Source organism: Sinorhizobium fredii (assembly GCF_002944405.1).
Taxonomy (GTDB): domain Bacteria; phylum Pseudomonadota; class Alphaproteobacteria; order Rhizobiales; family Rhizobiaceae; genus Sinorhizobium; species Sinorhizobium fredii_C.
The window spans coordinates 115,117-130,980 of record NZ_CP024307.1 but is presented as its reverse complement, the minus strand read 5'-3'; the positions used below and the strand labels follow the sequence as shown (position 1 = coordinate 130,980).

Genomic DNA, 15,864 nt, shown 5'->3' with positions numbered 1-15,864 from the left:
TCCAAGCCCCTGAAAATCCCCGGGGCCAGATTGATCAGGAAATGGTGTAATTATAGTTAACGGATCGCTTATGAACGCGGTTAACGAGACGTAACCCGCGTTTTGTGGCTATGCCGTTGTCACCCAAGCTGAGCGAACACGGCTTCCATCAGCGGCGACGAGGGATAGGCGGCAAAGCCGCCGAGCGCAATCGCGATGCCGTAGGGTATCTTTTTTGCCGTCAGTAGCAGCTGCGGTACCGGAATGCCGCTCGCCAGGATCGCGTTCTCCTGTCTCCGCAGGAGAAGTACCGCAATAGTTAGCAACCCGCCGAAAATCGAAACATACGCCAGAAAGGCGACGAGCGATGCATCGAGGCCGAACCAGATGGCGCCGGCAGTCAGGAGCTTGGCGTCGCCGCCGCCCATGATGTTGACCGCAAAAAGGCAGAAGCAGACGGCAAAGACGAGGACAGCCGCCGCCATATGGAACCCGATCTGACCCAGGTCGAGACCTGCGAACGGCGCGACGAGGAAAAATGCGCCAAGCAGGATTGCCGACACCCGGTTCGGGATCGTCATCGTCAACAGGTCCGAGAACGCTGCCAGCGCGAGACAGAACGGAAGAATGACCAGAATGCACGCAATTGTCATGCCGTCCCCCTAAGCTGCACGATAGAGACAACCTACGGTCGAAAAAGAGAGCCGTTTCGAAGGAAACGGCTCTCTACGTTCTTTGCTAAGCTGGAGCCCAATTACATGCCTTCTTGGGCGGTCTTCATCTCATCCTTAAGGCCCGTGAACAACAGGTCGAGCTGATCACCAAGCTGCGTTGCGCCGGTGATGAGTGCAACAGAGATCAGAGCTGCGATCAGGCCGTACTCGATGGCCGTTGCACCGGACTCGTCCTTCATCAGGCGGGCGAAAATGGTCTTCATGGAGGTTCTCCTACTTCACGTTGTTGTCAGCACGTCCGCCAACTGTTTGCCGTTGATCGGATACCCTGAAATTAGCGGGGCCGAATTGCCACGGGCTTAAGGAAACCGGTTAGTGTGAAGTAAAAGCGCAACCGCTGTTTCTTGGGTGGATGTTCCGGAAAGGGATCCGGTTGATTGCGCAATACTAATGTAACCTTTCATTCACCAAAACACGCCAGAATGCGAGTAGCCATTCGCCACCGGGACGCATCATGAACACGCACTTCGCGACCAAGCAGGTCGCCACCCTTGCCTTCCTCGCAACCGCGCTTTTCGGTTTCTTTGTTGCCGAGGCAACGCAGGCGGCGGAGCAGATGATGCGCGTCTATATGGACCACGCGCGCGTGCTGAAGCTCGATCGGCCGGTGAGCAAGGTGATCATCGGCAATTCGGACGTCGCCGACGCGACGGTGGCGGATTCGAAGACGATCGTCCTGACGGGCCGCAATTTCGGCACCACGAACCTCGTCATCCTCGACCAGGACGGCAATGCCATTGTCGACGAGCGCATCCTCGTGTCGATCGACGAAGGCAACACCGTGCGCGTCTACAAGCAGACCACCCGTACCGTCTTCTCCTGCTCGCCGAACTGCGAGCGCCACGCCGAGCGCAAGGCAACGACGTCGAGCAGCAACTGAGGCCTCTCCAAGACCACTAAAATTCTTCGGGTCTTGGAAAACGATTCTTCAACAGTCTCAGCTTATTCTATCGACAATTGCATGAGGCGGAGGTGCAGGCGAATTCGCATGCCCTTCCCGAATCTCGCTCACGACGTGACATGACGGAACGGCGCAATGTCGATAAAAGTGAAAGCATCCACGGCGAACCGGCGCGCACCGCGCCCCCTCTTTCGCCGCCTGCTCGGAGATAAAAGGGGCGGCACGGCGATCGAGTTCGCGATCCTCGCCTTGCCCTTTTTCATCGTCGTCTTCGCCTCGATAGAGACCTTCGTGGCCTTTGCCGGCGAGCAGCTGCTCGCCAATGCGACCGACACCTTGGCACGCAAGATCCGCACTGGCGAGATCACTCAGGAGATGGGCGAATCAGAGTTCCGCCAAGCCTTCTGCGACGAGATCGCCATCCTCCTGACCTGCTCCGCGACGGAGGTCGACGAGCCGGAAAAGCTCTACCTGGATGTTCGCCAAGTCGCCGATCCGTCGCAGTTTCCGGCGGCGGTGCCGCGGGTCGGGTCGGGCGATTCCTCCGATCTCGACACCAGCGGCTTCCAGTTCGCGCCGGGCGGCGGCAAGGAATACACGATGGTGCGCGCCTATTACCGCTGGCAGGTGATCACCGATCTCGTGCGGCCCTATGTCACCAACTTGCGGTCGGCGGGCAGCAGCATGCCGGACGACTATTTGATGGTCGCGACCGCAACATTCCGCAACGAAGACTATTGAGGACGCCATGGAACGCTCGCATGGAATGACCTCCGCCCGGCGTATCCTGTCGCGTCTGTCGCACGACCGTCGCGGCGTCGGCGGCGTCGAGTTCGCCCTCGTCGCGCCGCTGTTGATCATGGCCTATATCGGCGCTTTCGAGCTTTCGGTCGGACTGAACGTGGTGCGCAAGGTCGCCCGCGCCTCGAGCACCGTCGCCGATCTGGTCAGCCAGGGGTCGAGCGTCGATACGGACTTCCTGGATAGCATGAACAATGTCGCGGAGAGCGTCCTGGCCCCCTATGCCGGAACGGACTACACGCTGAAGATCACCGGCATACAGGTTAACGGCACCACGACCGGCACCGTTCTCTGGTCGCGCGACCAGGACGGCGGCACGCCTTATCCGGCGAATTCCACGACCACGGTTCCCTCCGATCTCGAGGCTGTAAACGCCTTCGTGGTGCGCACCGAACTCGTCGTCCCGCACGAACTGATGCTCTTTTCCCAAGATCTTTCGAGCAACGTGAGCACGATCGATCTCTCCAAGACCTCCTATTACCGCCAGCGCTCCGGCACGAAGATCGAATGCACCGACTGCTGAGTCACTCCTCCCGCTCAATTGCATTGAATTTGGCGCCGCGCTATTCCTGCGAAATTGCGCGGGATCGCTCCCGCGCTCGTCAATAGCACCGGACCGCGCCCGCGCTCCGGTCCAGCGGGTGTTCAATGGCGCGTGCCTTTCTCTTCGTGCTCGATTCCTTCGGCATCGGCGGTGCCCCGGACGCCGAGGCATTCGGCGATCTCGGTGCCGACACGCTCGGCCACATCGCCGAGTTCTGCGCGGCCGGCGCCGGAGACCGCGCCGGCTTGCGCGAGGGTCCCCTGCACCTCCCCAACATGTCGGCGCTCGGGCTGATCCATGCGGCGCGGCTGGCGACCGGACGGGTTCCTGCCGGTATGCCGCTGCCGGAGCGCGTCTACGGCGTCTACGGCGCCGCCAGCGAGGTTTCGCGCGGCAAGGACACGCCGTCGGGCCATTGGGAGATCGCCGGCACGCCGGTGAGGTTCGACTGGGGCTATTTTCCATCCGAGGGCGATGCGTTTCCGCCGGAACTCGTCGAGGCGATCTGCCGCGAAGGCGACGTTCCCGGCATTCTCGGCAATTGCCATGCCTCCGGCACCGATATCATCGCCCGCCACGGCGAGGAGCATATGCGAAGCGGAAAGCCGATCTGCTACACTTCGTCCGACTCGGTCTTCCAGATCGGGGCGCACGAGCGGAGCTTCGGGCTCGAGCGGCTCCTGGAGCTCTGCCAGGTCGTTCGCCGGCTCGTCGACGACTACAATATCGGCCGCGTCATCGCCCGTCCCTTCGTCGGCGACAGTCCCCGCAATTTCACCCGAACCGGCAATCGCCGCGACTATTCCGTCCTGCCGCCGGAGCCGACGATCCTTGACCGGCTCGAGGATGCCGGGCGCCAGGTGCACGCCATCGGCAAGATCGGCGACATCTTCGCGCATCAGGGCGTGACGAAGCTCACCAAGGCGAACGGCAACATGGCGCTCTTCGACGCGAGCCTCGCGGCGCTCGAAGAGGCGGAAGAGGGCGATCTCGTCTTCACCAATTTCGTCGACTTCGACATGCTTTACGGCCACCGACGCGATGTCCCTGGCTATGCGGCGGCGCTCGAAGCCTTCGATGCCCGGCTGCCCGATCTCGACCGGCGGCTCCGGCCCGGCGACATGGTGATCCTCACCGCCGACCACGGCTGCGACCCCACCTGGCGCGGCACCGACCATACGCGCGAGCGCGTGCCGGTGCTGATGTTCGGTCCGTCGCTCAGGAGCCGATCGTTCGGCGTTGCGAACAGTTTTGCCCATATCGGCGAGACCGTCGCCCGACATCTCGGCATCGCGCCGGGTCCATATGGGAGAAGCCTTCTTTGACCGCACATCTGAAAAAAGCCGAGCTGCATTGCCACATAGAAGGCGCCACGCCGCCGGAACTGGCGCTGCGGCAGGCGGGCAAATACGGCGTCGACACGAGCGCCATCATCCGCGAGGGAGCCTATGTCTGGGAGGATTTCACCAGCTTCGTGAAATGCTACGACGCGGTCGCCTCGCTGTTCCGCACCGAGGGCGACTATGCGTTGCTCGCGGAGACCTATCTCACCGAACTCGCCGAGGCGGGAACGATCTATAGCGAAATCATCGTTTCGCCGGACCACGGCAACACGATCGGGCTCGGAGCCGACGCCTATCTCGAGGGGCTTGCGGCCGGCATGGAGGCGGCCAGGGCGAAGAGGGGGATCGAGTCGCGCATGCTGATCACCGGCATCCGCCATCTCGGGCCGGAATCGGTCGTCCGGACCGCCGAGTATGCGGCCATGCGCCGCCACCCGCTGGTGACCGGCTTCAACCTGGCGGGCGAGGAGCGGCTGCACAGCGTCGCCGAGTTTTCCCGCGCCTTCGACGTGGTCCGCGACGCCGGTCTCGGCCTGACCATCCATGCCGGCGAACTTTCCGGCGCGTTCAGCGTCCGCGACGCGCTGGACCATGTGCGCCCCTCGCGCATCAGCCACGGCGTCCGGGCGATCGAGGACGCGGATCTCGTCAAGCGACTTGCCGAGGAGGGCGTGGTGCTCGAGGTCTGCCCGGGTTCCAACATTTCGCTGCAAGTGTTCCCGGATTTCTTCTCGCACCCGCTCAGGCCGCTTTACGAGGCGGGCGTCCGCGTCACGCTCAACTCCGACGATCCGCCCTTCTTCCACACCTCGCTTGCCCAGGAATATGAGATCGCCGCGCATGTGATGGGCTTTGGCGACAGCGAGATCGACCGGATGACGAGAACCGCGATCGAAGCCGCCTTCGTGGACGAGCCGACGAGAGAGAGGCTGCTCAAGGCACTGCATATGTAGCCGCGATATTCGCCGGAAGCACGCCAACACCCTTGCAGCGTCCGCTCATTCCATGGAAAAGAAGGCGGATATGCCAATTCTCGGGGAAGGTGAAGCCATGGACGGCGTGACAGTGATCGATCATCCGCTGGTGCAGCACAAGCTGACCATCATGCGCAAGAAGGAGACGTCGACCGCAGGATTCCGCCGGCTGCTGCGCGAGATCTCGACGCTGCTCTGCTACGAGGTGACGCGGGATCTGGAACTGACCATCGAGCGGATCGAAACGCCGCTCGAGGAGATGGACTCCCCCATTCTCGAGGGCAAGAAGCTCGTCTTCGCCTCGATCCTGCGCGCCGGCAACGGGCTGCTCGAGGGCATGCTCGAACTGGTGCCGTCCGCCCGCGTCTCGCATATCGGCGTCTATCGCGACCATGAAACGCTGCAGCCGGTCGAGTATTACTTCAAGGCGCCGGAGAACCTCTCGGAGCGACTGATCATCGTCGTCGACCCGATGCTTGCGACCGGCAATTCCTCGATTGCGGCAATCGACAAGCTGAAGCAGCGGGGCGCCAGGAATATCCGCTTCCTCTGCCTGCTTGCCGCACCCGAAGGCATCCGCAATTTCCAGGGGGCGCACCCGGACGTGCCGATCTTCACCGCCTCGATCGACAGCCACCTGAACGAAAAAGGCTATATCATGCCGGGCCTCGGCGACGCCGGCGACCGCATGTACGGCACCAAATAGCTTCGTCCTTTCTTAACCAGACGATGAAGAAACGAGAGGCCGCCGGATTTTCCGGCGGATTTTTTGCGTAACGTTAGCGATGCTCCGCTGAAATTGGCGAAAAGCGCCAGCCGATATCCGGAGCCGAGAATGCTGACACGTCTCATTGCCTTTGCCGGCGGACTTGCCGCCCTCGCCCTCGTCGTCCCTGACCTCGTCTCCAATTATCTCGATCGCCAGGAGTCCGCGTCGCCGCAGCAAACGGCTGCAAGCGCCACGCCGGCTGGCGCCAACTATTCGGGCGGCAAGGCCGTCGTACTCGAAGCGGACCGCTCCGGCCATTTCGTCGGCACGTTCCGGATCAACGGACGGCCCGAACAGGGGCTGGTCGACACCGGCGCAAGCACGATCGCCATCAATGCTTCCCTGGCCCGGCGGTTCGGCATCGCCGTCGGCAGCCTCTCCTTCGATGCGCGGGCGCAGACGGCGAACGGCATCGTCGAAGCGGCCTCGGTCAGCCTCGATCGCGTCGAGATCGGCGGCATTTCGCTCCGGAACGTCGAGGCCATGGTTCTTCCGGACAAGGCGCTTTCGGGCATGCTCGTCGGCATGTCCTTCCTCAACCGGCTATCGTCCTATCGTGTCGAGGACGGTGCGCTCCAGCTCGTCAAATAAGAGAGGATGACCGGGCTCGGTTGAGGCGGCTCGTCGGCGATCACATAGAGCCCGGCAACCCTGTCTCTCACCCCTTCCGCCCGCTGCCGGTCGGCGGCGTGTACGAAGGCGATCGGCTCGCCCCTCTCGACCTTTGTCCCGAGCGGTTTGAGGCCGGAAAGGCCGACCCGATGATCGATCCGGTCGTCCGGGCGCGTTCGCCCGCCGCCAAGCGCGATGACCGTCATCCCAAGCTCACGGGTCTCGCACGCCGAAAGGTAGCCGTCGCGGTTGGCGGGCACTGGAATTATTGCCGGCGCCCTTTCAAGGTAAGCGTCGGGACGATCGACGACATCGGCAGGTCCGCCGAGGCCGTGCACCATGCGGGCGAAGCGTTCCATTGCAGCGCCGCTCTGCAGGGCGCGGCGGGCCATGGCTTCAGCTTCGGCCTCGCCTGCCGAAATCCCCGCCGCGACCAGCATTTCGGCCGCGAAAGCCATCACCACCTGATCGAGACGGGTACCCGCCTTCTCGCCGCGCAGATAAGCAAGGCAGTTCCCGACTTCCAGCGCATTTCCGGCAGCATCCGCCAGCGGCTCGTTCATGTCGGTGATCAGCGCCGAGGTGTGCACCCCTGCCCCGTTCGCAACATCGACGAGCGAACGCGCCAAGATTTCGGTTTCGCCGGGATCCGTCAGGAAGGACCCGTTGCCGACCTTGACGTCGAGCACCAGCGATTGCAGGCCGGCGGCGAGCTTCTTGGAGAGGATCGACGCAGTGATCAGCGGCACCGAGTCGACCGTCGCCGTCACGTCCCGGATCGCATAGAGGCGCTTGTCGGCCGGCGCCAGATTGGCGGTCTGGCCGATGATGGCGCAACCGACCTCCTCGACGATCTGGCGAAACAGTTCGGGCGGCGGCTGGATGTCATAGCCCGGGATCGATTCGAGCTTGTCGAGCGTACCCCCGGTGTGGCCGAGCCCTCGCCCCGAAATCATCGGCACGGCGGCGCCGCAGGCGGCGACGATCGGCGCCAGCATCAACGAGACATTGTCGCCGACGCCGCCCGTCGAATGCTTGTCGACGATGGGGCGGCCGAACGCGCTCCAGTCGAGGGTCTCGCCGGAATCGCGCATTGCCAGCGTCAGCGCCACGCATTCGTCGCGGTTCATGCCCGAGAACCAGGTGGCCATGGCGAAGGCGGCAACCTGCCCCTCCGAGACGGAACCATCGGTGACGCCCTCGATGAAGCCGCGTATCTCCGCCGGTTCGAGCCGACCGCCATCCCTCTTCTTGCGGATCACTTCCTGAGGAAGAGGGGCCATATCAGTCTTCGCTCGCAATCATCTCTTTGAGGATCGACGCCAGCCGCTGGCCGCCGAAAGGCGCCATCTCCTTGGTCTCGTGGTGGCTGAGCTCGGCACCGGTCATGCCGGCGCCGTAGTTGGTGATGACCGACGCGGCCGCAACCTTCATGCCGAAGAACCGGGCGAGGATCACCTCCGGCACGGTGGACATGCCTACCGCATCGGCGCCGAGAACGCGGGCCATGCGGATTTCCGCCGGCGTTTCGAAGCTCGGGCCGGAGAACCACATATAGACGCCGCGGGCGAGCGGAATGCCGAGCCGCTCGGCGGCCTCTTCCATCTGAACGGCGAGCGCCGCGTCATAAGCGTTCGTCATGCCGACGAAGCGATCGTCGCTCTCGACGCCGATCAGCGGATTGGCGCCGGAAAAGGCGATATGATCGGCGATGCGCATCACCGAGCCGGGCGGCATATCTTCGCGCAGCGATCCGGCCGAGTTGGTGAGGATCAGATTCTCGACGCCGATCCGCTTCAGCGTTTCGATCGGGGCACGCATCGCATTGGCGTCGCCGCGCTCGTAATAGTGAACGCGGCCCGACAGGATGGCGACCGGAACGTCGCCGAGGCGGCCGATAACGAGCTCGCCCGCATGGCCGGAGACGCTGCTGAACGGGAAGCCCGGTATGTCCGCATAGGAAAAGCGGACCGGCGCGCTGACCGCCTCGACGAGCGAGCCGAGACCCGAGCCGAGGACGATGGCATGGCGCGGCGACAGATCGCCGAGTTTGTCACGCAGGAATTCAGCCGCGCCGGTCATCCGAGGATCTCGGTCTCAAAGCTGTGCGGCAGCAGGTCGGAAAGCGCCAAGCTCTTCTTGATCCCCGTCTCGTCGCAGAGATAGATGCGGGTGCTGGCGCCGGAGAATTCCGCCAGCCGCTGCCGGCAGCCGCCGCAGGGCGGGCAGAGCGCAAGCTTCTCGGCAATCACCGCAACTTCCATGATCTTGCGCTGGCCGGCCATCACCATGTGGCTGATCGCCGTCGTCTCGGCGCACCAGCCTTCCGGGAAGGACAGGTTCTCGATATTGGCGCCCGTATAGATCCTGCCATCCTCGGCGCGGATCGCCGCCCCCACCGGGAACTTGGAATAGGGTGCATGGGCCTTGGCCATGGCCTCGCGCGCGGCGACGAAGAGTTCATTCTTCGGCATAATCTGTCCTCATGTTGTTCATGTCATTATCCCAAAACCGCTACGCACTTTTGGGCGACATGCATTAACGCTCCTTCACATAGGGCACGCCGCCGGCCTTCGGCGGAATGGCCTTGCCGATAAAGCCGGCGAGCAGGATGACGGTGAGGATATAGGGCAGCGCCTGCATCAATTGCACCGGCACCTGGCCGACGAGCGGCAGGGGCGTGCCCTGCAGGCGGATGGCGAGCGCGTCGAGGAAGCCGAAGAGCAGGCAGGCGAACATGACGTTCTTCGGCCGCCACTTGGCGAAGATCAGCGCCGCGAGCGCGATATAGCCCTTGCCCGCCGTCATCCCCTTGACGAAGCCGGCCGTCATCGCCAGCGACAGGTAGGCGCCGGCAAAACCGCAGAGGATGCCGCAGCAGATGACCGCGCGGTATCTGAGCCAGATCACCGAGATGCCGGCCGTATCGACCGCGCCGGGATTCTCGCCGACAGCCCTCAGGCGAAGTCCGAAGCGAGTGCGGTAGAGGATCCACCAGCTTGCCGGAACCATGGCGAAGGCGAGATAGGTGAGCAGGAAATGTCCGGAGAGCAGGTCCGCATAGATCGGACCGAGGACCGGCACTTCGCGGATGGCGTCCGCGCCGGGCAGATTGATGGTCTGGAACCGGGCGCCCTCGGCAAGCGCCGGCGTGCGGCCGCCCTGGCGGAACCAGGCCTCGCCGAGGATCACCGTCGAGCCGGCAACAATGAAGTTGATCGCCACGCCCGAGACGATCTGATTGCCGCGCTGGGTGATCGAGGCATAGCCGTGGACCAGCGATAGAAGGATGGAGATGAGGATAGCGGCGAGGAGCCCCATCCAGACCGACTGGGTGACGGCGGCGACGGCACCGGCCGCGAAGGCGGCGCCGAGCATCTTGCCTTCAAGCCCAATGTCGAAAACGCCGGCTCGCTCGGTGAAGAGACCGGCGAGCGCGGCAAAGACCAGCGGCACCGAAACGCGGATCGTTGATTCGAGGAGCACCACGAGGACGTGGAAGAAATCCATGGCTTCAGGCTCCCTTGGTCTGGACGACCGCGGCGGCGCGCTGGCCGCGCATCGCGAAGGCGCGGGTGATCGCCGGGCGGAACATGTTTTCGAGCGCGCCGGCAAAGAGGATGACGAGGCCCTGGATGATGACGATCATGTCGCGCGAGATCGACGGCATCTCGAAGGCGATCTCGGCTCCGCCCTGATAGAGCACGCCGAAGAGGATCGCCGCGGGGATGATGCCGCCCGGATGCGACCGGCCCATCAGCGCAACCGCGATGCCGACGAAGCCGGCGCCCTGGACGAAATCGAGCTGCATGCGGAACTGCTCGCCCATGATCGGGTTCAGCGCCATCATCCCGGCAAGGCCGCCGGAGATCATCATGGTGATGACGGTGATGCGGCTTTCCCGAATGCCGGCATAGCGGGCCGCCGAGGGGCTATTGCCCATGGTGCGCATCTCGTAGCCGAGCTTGGTGCGCCAGATCAGCACCCAGACGCCGAAGGCGGCGGCGAGCGCCAGCAGGAAGGAGATGTTGAACGGCGCCGTTCCGACATTGAGGCCGAAGATCGACAGCAGCCAGTCGAGCTTCGGCAATTGGCCGCCCTCTGCGAAGGTCCGCGTCTGCGGCGCCATCGAGCCGAGCGGCTTCAGGACGCGCGTCAGGAGATAGACCATCAGGCTCGAGGCGATGAAGTTGAACATGATGGTGGTGATGACGATATGGCTCCCGCGCTTGGCCTGCAGCCAGCCCGGCAGGAAGGCCCAGAGAGCGCCGAAGAAGACCGAGCCGACGATAGCCAGCGGGAAGACCACGTACCAGGGCATCACTTGGTCGAGCCAGAGGCAGGCAAGCGCGACGCCGATGCCGCCGACATAGGCCTGTCCCTCGCCGCCGATATTGAAGAGCCCGGCATGGAAGGCGACGGCGACGGCAAGTCCGGTGAAGATGAAGGTGGTCGCGTAATAGAGCGTGAAGCCGATATATTCGCCGCGGCCGAAGGCGCCGTTGATCAGGTGGTAGGCGGCCTCGAACGGATTCTCGCCGACGAGCAGCACGACGAGACCGGCGACGAGGAAGGCGACGGCAAGGTTTATCAGCGGGATGAGGCCATATTCGACCCAGCCCGGGAGCTTCGCATAGGGTGTGCTCATTCTGCGGCCTCCTTGCGGCCCTCGACGCCGGCCATCAGCAGGCCGAGTTCGCCCTCCGTTGCCTCCGGGCTGCGCTCGCCGACGACGCGGCCGGCAAACATCACCAGGATACGGTCGGAAAGCGAGCGGATTTCGTCGAGCTCGACGGAGACGAGCAGCACGGCCTTGCCCTGGTCGCGCATCTCGATGATCCGCTTGTGGATGAATTCGATCGCGCCCACATCGACGCCGCGGGTCGGCTGGCCGATGATCAGCACATCGGGGCCACGCTCCATTTCTCGGGCAAGGACGATCTTCTGCTGATTGCCGCCGGAGAAATTGGCGGTCTTCAGCCGCGCATTCGGCGGACGGATGTCGTATTTGGCGATCTTCTCCTCGGCATCCTTGCGGATCGCGTCGATGTCGAGGAAGGCGCCCTTCAGGTAACGCGGGTCGTTGTGGTAGCCGAGAATGGCGTTCTCGCTCTCCTCGAACTTGAGGACCAGACCGACGTGATGCCGGTCTTCCGGGACATGCGCCAGCCCGCGGGCTCGGAGCTCGGCGGGATCCCTGTGGCCCGTCACATCGACGGACCTGCCGTTCAAAAGCACGGTTCCGGAGGTCGCCTTTCGGATGCCGGCGATCGCCTCGAGCAGTTCCGACTGGCCGTTGCCGGCAACACCGGCAATACCGACGATCTCGCCGGCGCGGACCTCGAAGGAGACGTCGTCGACCATGGTCACGCCGCGGCTGTCCTTGACGGTCAGCCCCTCAACCGCAAGCTTCACGTCGCCGGGGCTCGCCTCGCCCTTTTCGACGCGCAGCAGCACGCGGCGGCCGACCATGAGCTCGGCAAGCTCCTCGACCGAGGTCTCGCGCGTCGTGCGGGTCGCGACCATCTCGCCGCGGCGCATGACGGAGACCTCGTCGGTGATCGCCATGATTTCGCGCAGCTTGTGGGTGATCAGGATGATCGTCTTCCCTTGAGCCTTGAGCTGGCCGAGGATGCGGAAGAGATGGTCGGCCTCGGCCGGGGTCAGAACGCCGGTCGGCTCGTCGAGGATGAGGATGTCGGCCCTACGGTAGAGGGCTTTCAGGATCTCCACCCGCTGCTGCAGGCCGACCGGCAGTTCCTCTATCAGCGCATCTGGATTGACCTCGAGCGCATATTCCCGTTCGAGCCGCTTCAGTTCCTGGCGCGCCTTGGCGATGCCCTTGTTGAGGATCTGACTGTCCTCGGCGCCGAGCATGACGTTCTCGAGCACGGTGAAATTCTCCACCAGCATGAAATGCTGGTGGACCATGCCGATGCCGACGGAGATCGCCGTATTCGGATCGCGAATGGCGACCTCCTTGCCGTCGACGAATATCTCGCCGTTGTCGGCCTGGTAGAAGCCGTAGAGGATCGACATCAGCGTCGATTTCCCGGCGCCATTCTCACCGATGATGCCGTGGATCGTGCCCTTGCGAACCTTGAGATTGATGTCCTTGTTGGCATGGACCGGACCGAAGCTCTTGTCGATCCCGCGCAATTCGATGGCAATATTGTCCATATTGGCCTGCGATCCCCTTCTTGCCCGCTTCGGCCCTGCCCCAAGACCGTGCCGGCAATTTTTTACCATTTGGTATAAGTTTATCATCGATTTTCCGGCGCGAAAGCCTCAAATCGCGATCTCCTTATACTCTCATCGGATCGCCGGTGAGAGTCCAGCATGAATATGCACAGGCATGTGAGGGGTCAGGGGTCCTAGGCTCTTGCCGGCGAAAGGCAAAATTCCTCAGGGATCGATGGGCGTTCGCAGCAGTCTCAGCGCGTTGATCGTCACCAGGACGGTGGCGCCGGTATCGGCCAGGATCGCCGGCCAGAGGCCGGTGACGCCGGCAACGGTCGTCACGAGAAAGACGCCCTTGAGGCCGAGCGCTATCGCGATGTTCTGGTAGATATTGCGCATCGTCTGCCGCGACAGCGTCACCATCGCGGCAATATCCGTGACGCGCCCATGGAGGCTGGCGGCATCGGCCGTCTCGAGCGCCACGTCGGTGCCGCCGCCGACCGCGATGCCGACATTCGCAGCTGCCAGAGCCGGCGCGTCGTTGATGCCGTCGCCGACTTTGGCGACCACGTAACCCTCGCTCTTCAATTCGCCGATGATGCGCTGCTTGTCCTCCGGCAGGAGTTCGGCGCGCGCCTCGATCCCGAGCCGGCCGGCGATCGCCTCCGCCGTGCGCCGGTTGTCGCCCGTGAGCATGATCACACGAAGGCCGCGCTCCGCGAGCGCCTTCACGCCCGTCGCCGCATCGGTGCGCGGCTCGTCGCGCATGGCGAGCGCGCCGGCCGCGCGACCGTCGGCGATCAGCACCGAAACGGTCTTGCCCTGGCCGTGCAGCGCGGTCACCTGCGCCTTCTGCTCTGCCGTCAATGGCGCGCGGCGGTCAGCCTCCTGCGGCGCGCCGAGGAAAAGGTCCACGTCCGCCACCCAGCCGCTGACACCCTTGCCGCCGAGGGCCTTGACGTCGGTGGCGGTCGGCAATGCGCATCCATCGGCCTCGGCACGCGACAGGATCGCCTGCGCCAGCGGGTGGCTGGAGCCCTGTTCGAGGGCGGCCGCATGGCTGAGGACCTCCGCTTCGGCTCGATCGAAGCCAAGAATATCCGTCACCAACGGCCTACCTTCGGTGAGCGTGCCGGTCTTGTCGAAGGCGACGGCGGTGACCTTGCCGATGTTCTCGAGCACGGCGCCGCCCTTGATGAGCAGGCCACGGCGCGCGCCGGCCGAGAGGCTCGCGGCGATCGCCGCCGGGGTGGAGATGACCAGGGCGCAGGGGCAGCCGATCAGCAGAAGGGCGAGCCCCTTGTAGATCCACTCCTGCCAGAGGCCGCCGAAGAAGAGCGGCGGGACGATCGCGACCAGGGCGGCGACCAGGGCCACGGCCGGCGTATAGGTGCGGGAGAAGCGGTCGATAAACCGTTCCGTCGGCGCTTTCGTCTCCTGCGCCTCCTCGACGAGCCTGATGACGCGGGCGATGGTGTTGTCGGCGGCAGCGGCGGTGACGCGCAGCCGCAAGGCGCCATCGCCGTTGACCGTACCGGCAGAGACGGCGTCGCCGGGCCCCTTCAGGACAAGCGCGCTCTCGCCGGTCACCGGTGCTTCGTCGACGCCGCTCTCGCCGGTCAGGACCACGCCGTCGGCGGCGAACCGCTCACCGGGGCGGACAAGAATGATGGCGCCCTCCGGCAGGCTCTCCGCCGGAACCTCGATCATGCGGCCCCCCGCCTCCATGAGCGCCGTTTTCGGCACAAGCGCCGTCAGCGCTTCAATGCTCGCCCGCGCCTTACCGGCGGCGATCCCTTCGAGGAGTTCGCCGATCAGGAAGAGAAACACGACCATCGCCGCCTCTTCTCCGGCGCCGATGAAGACGGCGCCAACCGCCGCGATGGTCATCAGCATCTCGATGGAGAACGGCGTCCCGGCGAGAGCGGCCATGACTGCGCGTCTGGCGATCGGCAGCAGGCCGACAAGCATGGCAAGGGTGAATATCCACGGCTCGGTCACAGGAAAGAGCTTTCCAATGCCATAGGCCCCGGCGAGCGCGACGCCGCAGGCAACGGTCAGCCTGCCCTTTTTCGTTCTCCACCATGACTCCGCTCGGCGCACTTGATTCGCGGTGGCGCCAGTATTCGGAAGGTCGGCGGAGCGTGCGGACGAGACCTCGTGTGAGTGTCTGTGACCGTGATCCTCACCTGGCGCGGCATGCGCATGGCCGCAGCAAGCATGCTCGCCAGGAGGCGACGATCCTTGCGACACTTCCCCGGCCAGTGGCAAGAGCCCGTAACCAAGCCCGACCACCTTGCGCACGATTGCCGGGCCGATATTGTCGTGGTCGGCATGCCGGACCATCATCGTGGCCGCAGTCACCGAGACGCTGACCTCCTCGACACCGGCGACGCGCCTGACGGCGGTGTCGATCTTCGCGGCGCAGGACGCGCAATCCATGCCTTCTACGCGATATCTGCTTTCCCGAACCCGACCTCTCATGCGTTGCTCCTCTTAGCTTCAGAGCAGGCTAAAACCTCTAGCGACTAGAGTTACAAGCGAAAATGTCATGGTGCGGCGATTAACTGGCGGGTCTGTGAGCGCCACAGCTATGGCGCTGAGAGCTTCTGCTATTCGAGCGGTTTGGGAGTCGGCCGACACGAAGACCAGCGTTTCCGCGCAACTCCCAGAACCCCTAATTTCTAGTTGCAAAAGCAATGCAACTATGTATGTTCATCTTCGCTCTGGCACAACCTCTGACGCTCGGTGATCACACTCGTAACGTTTGCGGCCGCATTGCCGTGCCATGGCTTTTTTTCAGGCCTCGAGATCAAGAATCGCCCTGACCGGTACCGGTCAGGGCATCCCCGCATGGGGCGATCCTAATTCCGTCGTGCCGATCAGGTAAGAGTGTCGACTGCCCGGCTGCCGGGAAACTGCCACCAACCAACGCGATTTGCACCGATGAGCGCTTTCGAACGAGTGATCGGCCAGGAGCTGGCACCGTACCTCCGATCAGTCGGCTTTCTGAGACATGGCCAGACT

The 15,864-nt window shown here is 63.9% G+C and carries 16 protein-coding genes; 7 read left to right on the top strand and 9 right to left on the bottom strand.

What is annotated here, in order from left to right:
* Positions 1 to 119: 119 nt before the first annotated feature.
* A complete protein-coding gene (locus NXT3_RS00605; RefSeq protein ID WP_104838632.1) occupies positions 120 to 632 on the bottom strand; it encodes an A24 family peptidase in 513 nt (170 codons plus the stop codon).
* Between the two features lie 101 nt (positions 633 to 733).
* Positions 734 to 916, bottom strand: a complete 183-nt coding sequence (locus tag NXT3_RS00600) for a Flp family type IVb pilin (RefSeq protein WP_037422698.1) — start codon at positions 914 to 916, stop codon at positions 734 to 736.
* Positions 917 to 1,167: 251 nt separating this feature from the next.
* Between NXT3_RS00600 and NXT3_RS00595 the strand changes: the two genes are divergently transcribed.
* The 7 genes from NXT3_RS00595 (at position 1,168) to NXT3_RS00565 (ending at position 6,636) form a co-directional block, all read left to right on the top strand.
* Positions 1,168 to 1,593 (top strand): pilus assembly protein N-terminal domain-containing protein, encoded by a 426-nt coding sequence (locus NXT3_RS00595; protein WP_037422701.1) that lies wholly within the window; start codon positions 1,168 to 1,170, stop codon positions 1,591 to 1,593.
* 156 nt (positions 1,594 to 1,749) lie between these two features.
* Positions 1,750 to 2,355, top strand: coding sequence for a TadE/TadG family type IV pilus assembly protein (locus tag NXT3_RS00590; RefSeq protein WP_104838631.1), 606 nt, complete (start codon positions 1,750 to 1,752; stop codon positions 2,353 to 2,355).
* Positions 2,356 to 2,362: 7 nt separating this feature from the next.
* The gene (locus NXT3_RS00585) at positions 2,363 to 2,938 is read left to right on the top strand and encodes a TadE/TadG family type IV pilus assembly protein (RefSeq protein ID WP_423827990.1); all 576 of its coding nucleotides are present in this window, start codon (positions 2,363 to 2,365) and stop codon (positions 2,936 to 2,938) included.
* Between the two features lie 125 nt (positions 2,939 to 3,063).
* A complete protein-coding gene (locus tag NXT3_RS00580) occupies positions 3,064 to 4,284 on the top strand; it encodes a phosphopentomutase (RefSeq protein ID WP_097527778.1) in 1,221 nt (406 codons plus the stop codon).
* Positions 4,281 to 5,255 carry an adenosine deaminase gene (locus tag NXT3_RS00575; protein WP_037422713.1) on the top strand — a complete coding sequence of 325 codons (975 nt, stop codon included), beginning with the start codon at positions 4,281 to 4,283 and terminating at the stop codon, positions 5,253 to 5,255. Before NXT3_RS00580 ends, NXT3_RS00575 begins: the two co-directional genes overlap by 4 nt.
* A gap of 97 nt (positions 5,256 to 5,352) precedes the next feature.
* A complete protein-coding gene (gene upp, locus NXT3_RS00570; protein ID WP_104839902.1) occupies positions 5,353 to 5,982 on the top strand; it encodes a uracil phosphoribosyltransferase in 630 nt (209 codons plus the stop codon).
* A gap of 129 nt (positions 5,983 to 6,111) precedes the next feature.
* The gene (locus tag NXT3_RS00565) at positions 6,112 to 6,636 is read left to right on the top strand and encodes a retropepsin-like aspartic protease family protein (RefSeq protein ID WP_097527777.1); all 525 of its coding nucleotides are present in this window, start codon (positions 6,112 to 6,114) and stop codon (positions 6,634 to 6,636) included.
* Here NXT3_RS00565 and deoA read toward each other — a convergent pair.
* The 7 genes from deoA to NXT3_RS00530 form a co-directional block, all read right to left on the bottom strand.
* Complete coding sequence (gene deoA / locus NXT3_RS00560) at positions 6,597 to 7,940, bottom strand: thymidine phosphorylase (protein ID WP_104838630.1); 1,344 nt, start codon at positions 7,938 to 7,940, stop codon at positions 6,597 to 6,599. The two genes, NXT3_RS00565 and deoA, sit on opposite strands and share 40 nt — an antisense overlap.
* Before the next feature lies 1 nt (position 7,941).
* Entirely contained in the window at positions 7,942 to 8,739 is a 798-nt protein-coding gene (locus NXT3_RS00555) for a purine-nucleoside phosphorylase (protein ID WP_104838629.1), read from the bottom strand.
* A complete protein-coding gene (locus NXT3_RS00550; RefSeq protein ID WP_018235360.1) occupies positions 8,736 to 9,131 on the bottom strand; it encodes a cytidine deaminase in 396 nt (131 codons plus the stop codon). Before NXT3_RS00550 ends, NXT3_RS00555 begins: the two co-directional genes overlap by 4 nt.
* Before the next feature lie 64 nt (positions 9,132 to 9,195).
* Complete coding sequence (locus tag NXT3_RS00545) at positions 9,196 to 10,167, bottom strand: ABC transporter permease (RefSeq protein ID WP_104838628.1); 972 nt, start codon at positions 10,165 to 10,167, stop codon at positions 9,196 to 9,198.
* Positions 10,168 to 10,171: 4 nt separating this feature from the next.
* Positions 10,172 to 11,305 (bottom strand): ABC transporter permease, encoded by a 1,134-nt coding sequence (locus tag NXT3_RS00540; RefSeq protein WP_104838627.1) that lies wholly within the window; start codon positions 11,303 to 11,305, stop codon positions 10,172 to 10,174.
* Positions 11,302 to 12,837: an ABC transporter ATP-binding protein gene (locus tag NXT3_RS00535; protein WP_097527773.1), complete on the bottom strand. Its 1,536-nt coding sequence runs from the start codon at positions 12,835 to 12,837 to the stop codon at positions 11,302 to 11,304. Before NXT3_RS00535 ends, NXT3_RS00540 begins: the two co-directional genes overlap by 4 nt.
* Positions 12,838 to 13,062: 225 nt before the next feature.
* Positions 13,063 to 15,321: a heavy metal translocating P-type ATPase gene (locus tag NXT3_RS00530; protein ID WP_097527772.1), complete on the bottom strand. Its 2,259-nt coding sequence runs from the start codon at positions 15,319 to 15,321 to the stop codon at positions 13,063 to 13,065.
* Between the last annotated feature and the right edge of the window lie 543 nt (positions 15,322 to 15,864).

Bases quoted from the DNA above. Each gene is read 5' to 3' on its own strand.
- NXT3_RS00605 (WP_104838632.1), bottom strand. From the start codon at position 632: ATGACAATTGCGTGCATTCTGGTCATTCTTCCGTTCTGTCTCGCGCTG.
- NXT3_RS00600 (WP_037422698.1), bottom strand. From the start codon at position 916: ATGAAGACCATTTTCGCCCGCCTGATGAAGGACGAGTCCGGTGCAACG.
- NXT3_RS00595 (WP_037422701.1), top strand. From the start codon at position 1,168: ATGAACACGCACTTCGCGACCAAGCAGGTCGCCACCCTTGCCTTCCTC.
- NXT3_RS00590 (WP_104838631.1), top strand. From the start codon at position 1,750: ATGTCGATAAAAGTGAAAGCATCCACGGCGAACCGGCGCGCACCGCGC.
- NXT3_RS00585 (WP_423827990.1), top strand. From the start codon at position 2,363: ATGGAACGCTCGCATGGAATGACCTCCGCCCGGCGTATCCTGTCGCGT.
- NXT3_RS00580 (WP_097527778.1), top strand. From the start codon at position 3,064: ATGGCGCGTGCCTTTCTCTTCGTGCTCGATTCCTTCGGCATCGGCGGT.
- upp (WP_104839902.1), top strand. From the start codon at position 5,353: ATGGACGGCGTGACAGTGATCGATCATCCGCTGGTGCAGCACAAGCTG.
- NXT3_RS00565 (WP_097527777.1), top strand. From the start codon at position 6,112: ATGCTGACACGTCTCATTGCCTTTGCCGGCGGACTTGCCGCCCTCGCC.
- deoA (WP_104838630.1), bottom strand. From the start codon at position 7,940: ATGGCCCCTCTTCCTCAGGAAGTGATCCGCAAGAAGAGGGATGGCGGT.
- NXT3_RS00555 (WP_104838629.1), bottom strand. From the start codon at position 8,739: ATGACCGGCGCGGCTGAATTCCTGCGTGACAAACTCGGCGATCTGTCG.
- NXT3_RS00550 (WP_018235360.1), bottom strand. From the start codon at position 9,131: ATGCCGAAGAATGAACTCTTCGTCGCCGCGCGCGAGGCCATGGCCAAG.
- NXT3_RS00545 (WP_104838628.1), bottom strand. From the start codon at position 10,167: ATGGATTTCTTCCACGTCCTCGTGGTGCTCCTCGAATCAACGATCCGC.
- NXT3_RS00540 (WP_104838627.1), bottom strand. From the start codon at position 11,305: ATGAGCACACCCTATGCGAAGCTCCCGGGCTGGGTCGAATATGGCCTC.
- NXT3_RS00535 (WP_097527773.1), bottom strand. From the start codon at position 12,837: ATGGACAATATTGCCATCGAATTGCGCGGGATCGACAAGAGCTTCGGT.
- NXT3_RS00530 (WP_097527772.1), bottom strand. From the start codon at position 15,321: ATGAGAGGTCGGGTTCGGGAAAGCAGATATCGCGTAGAAGGCATGGAT.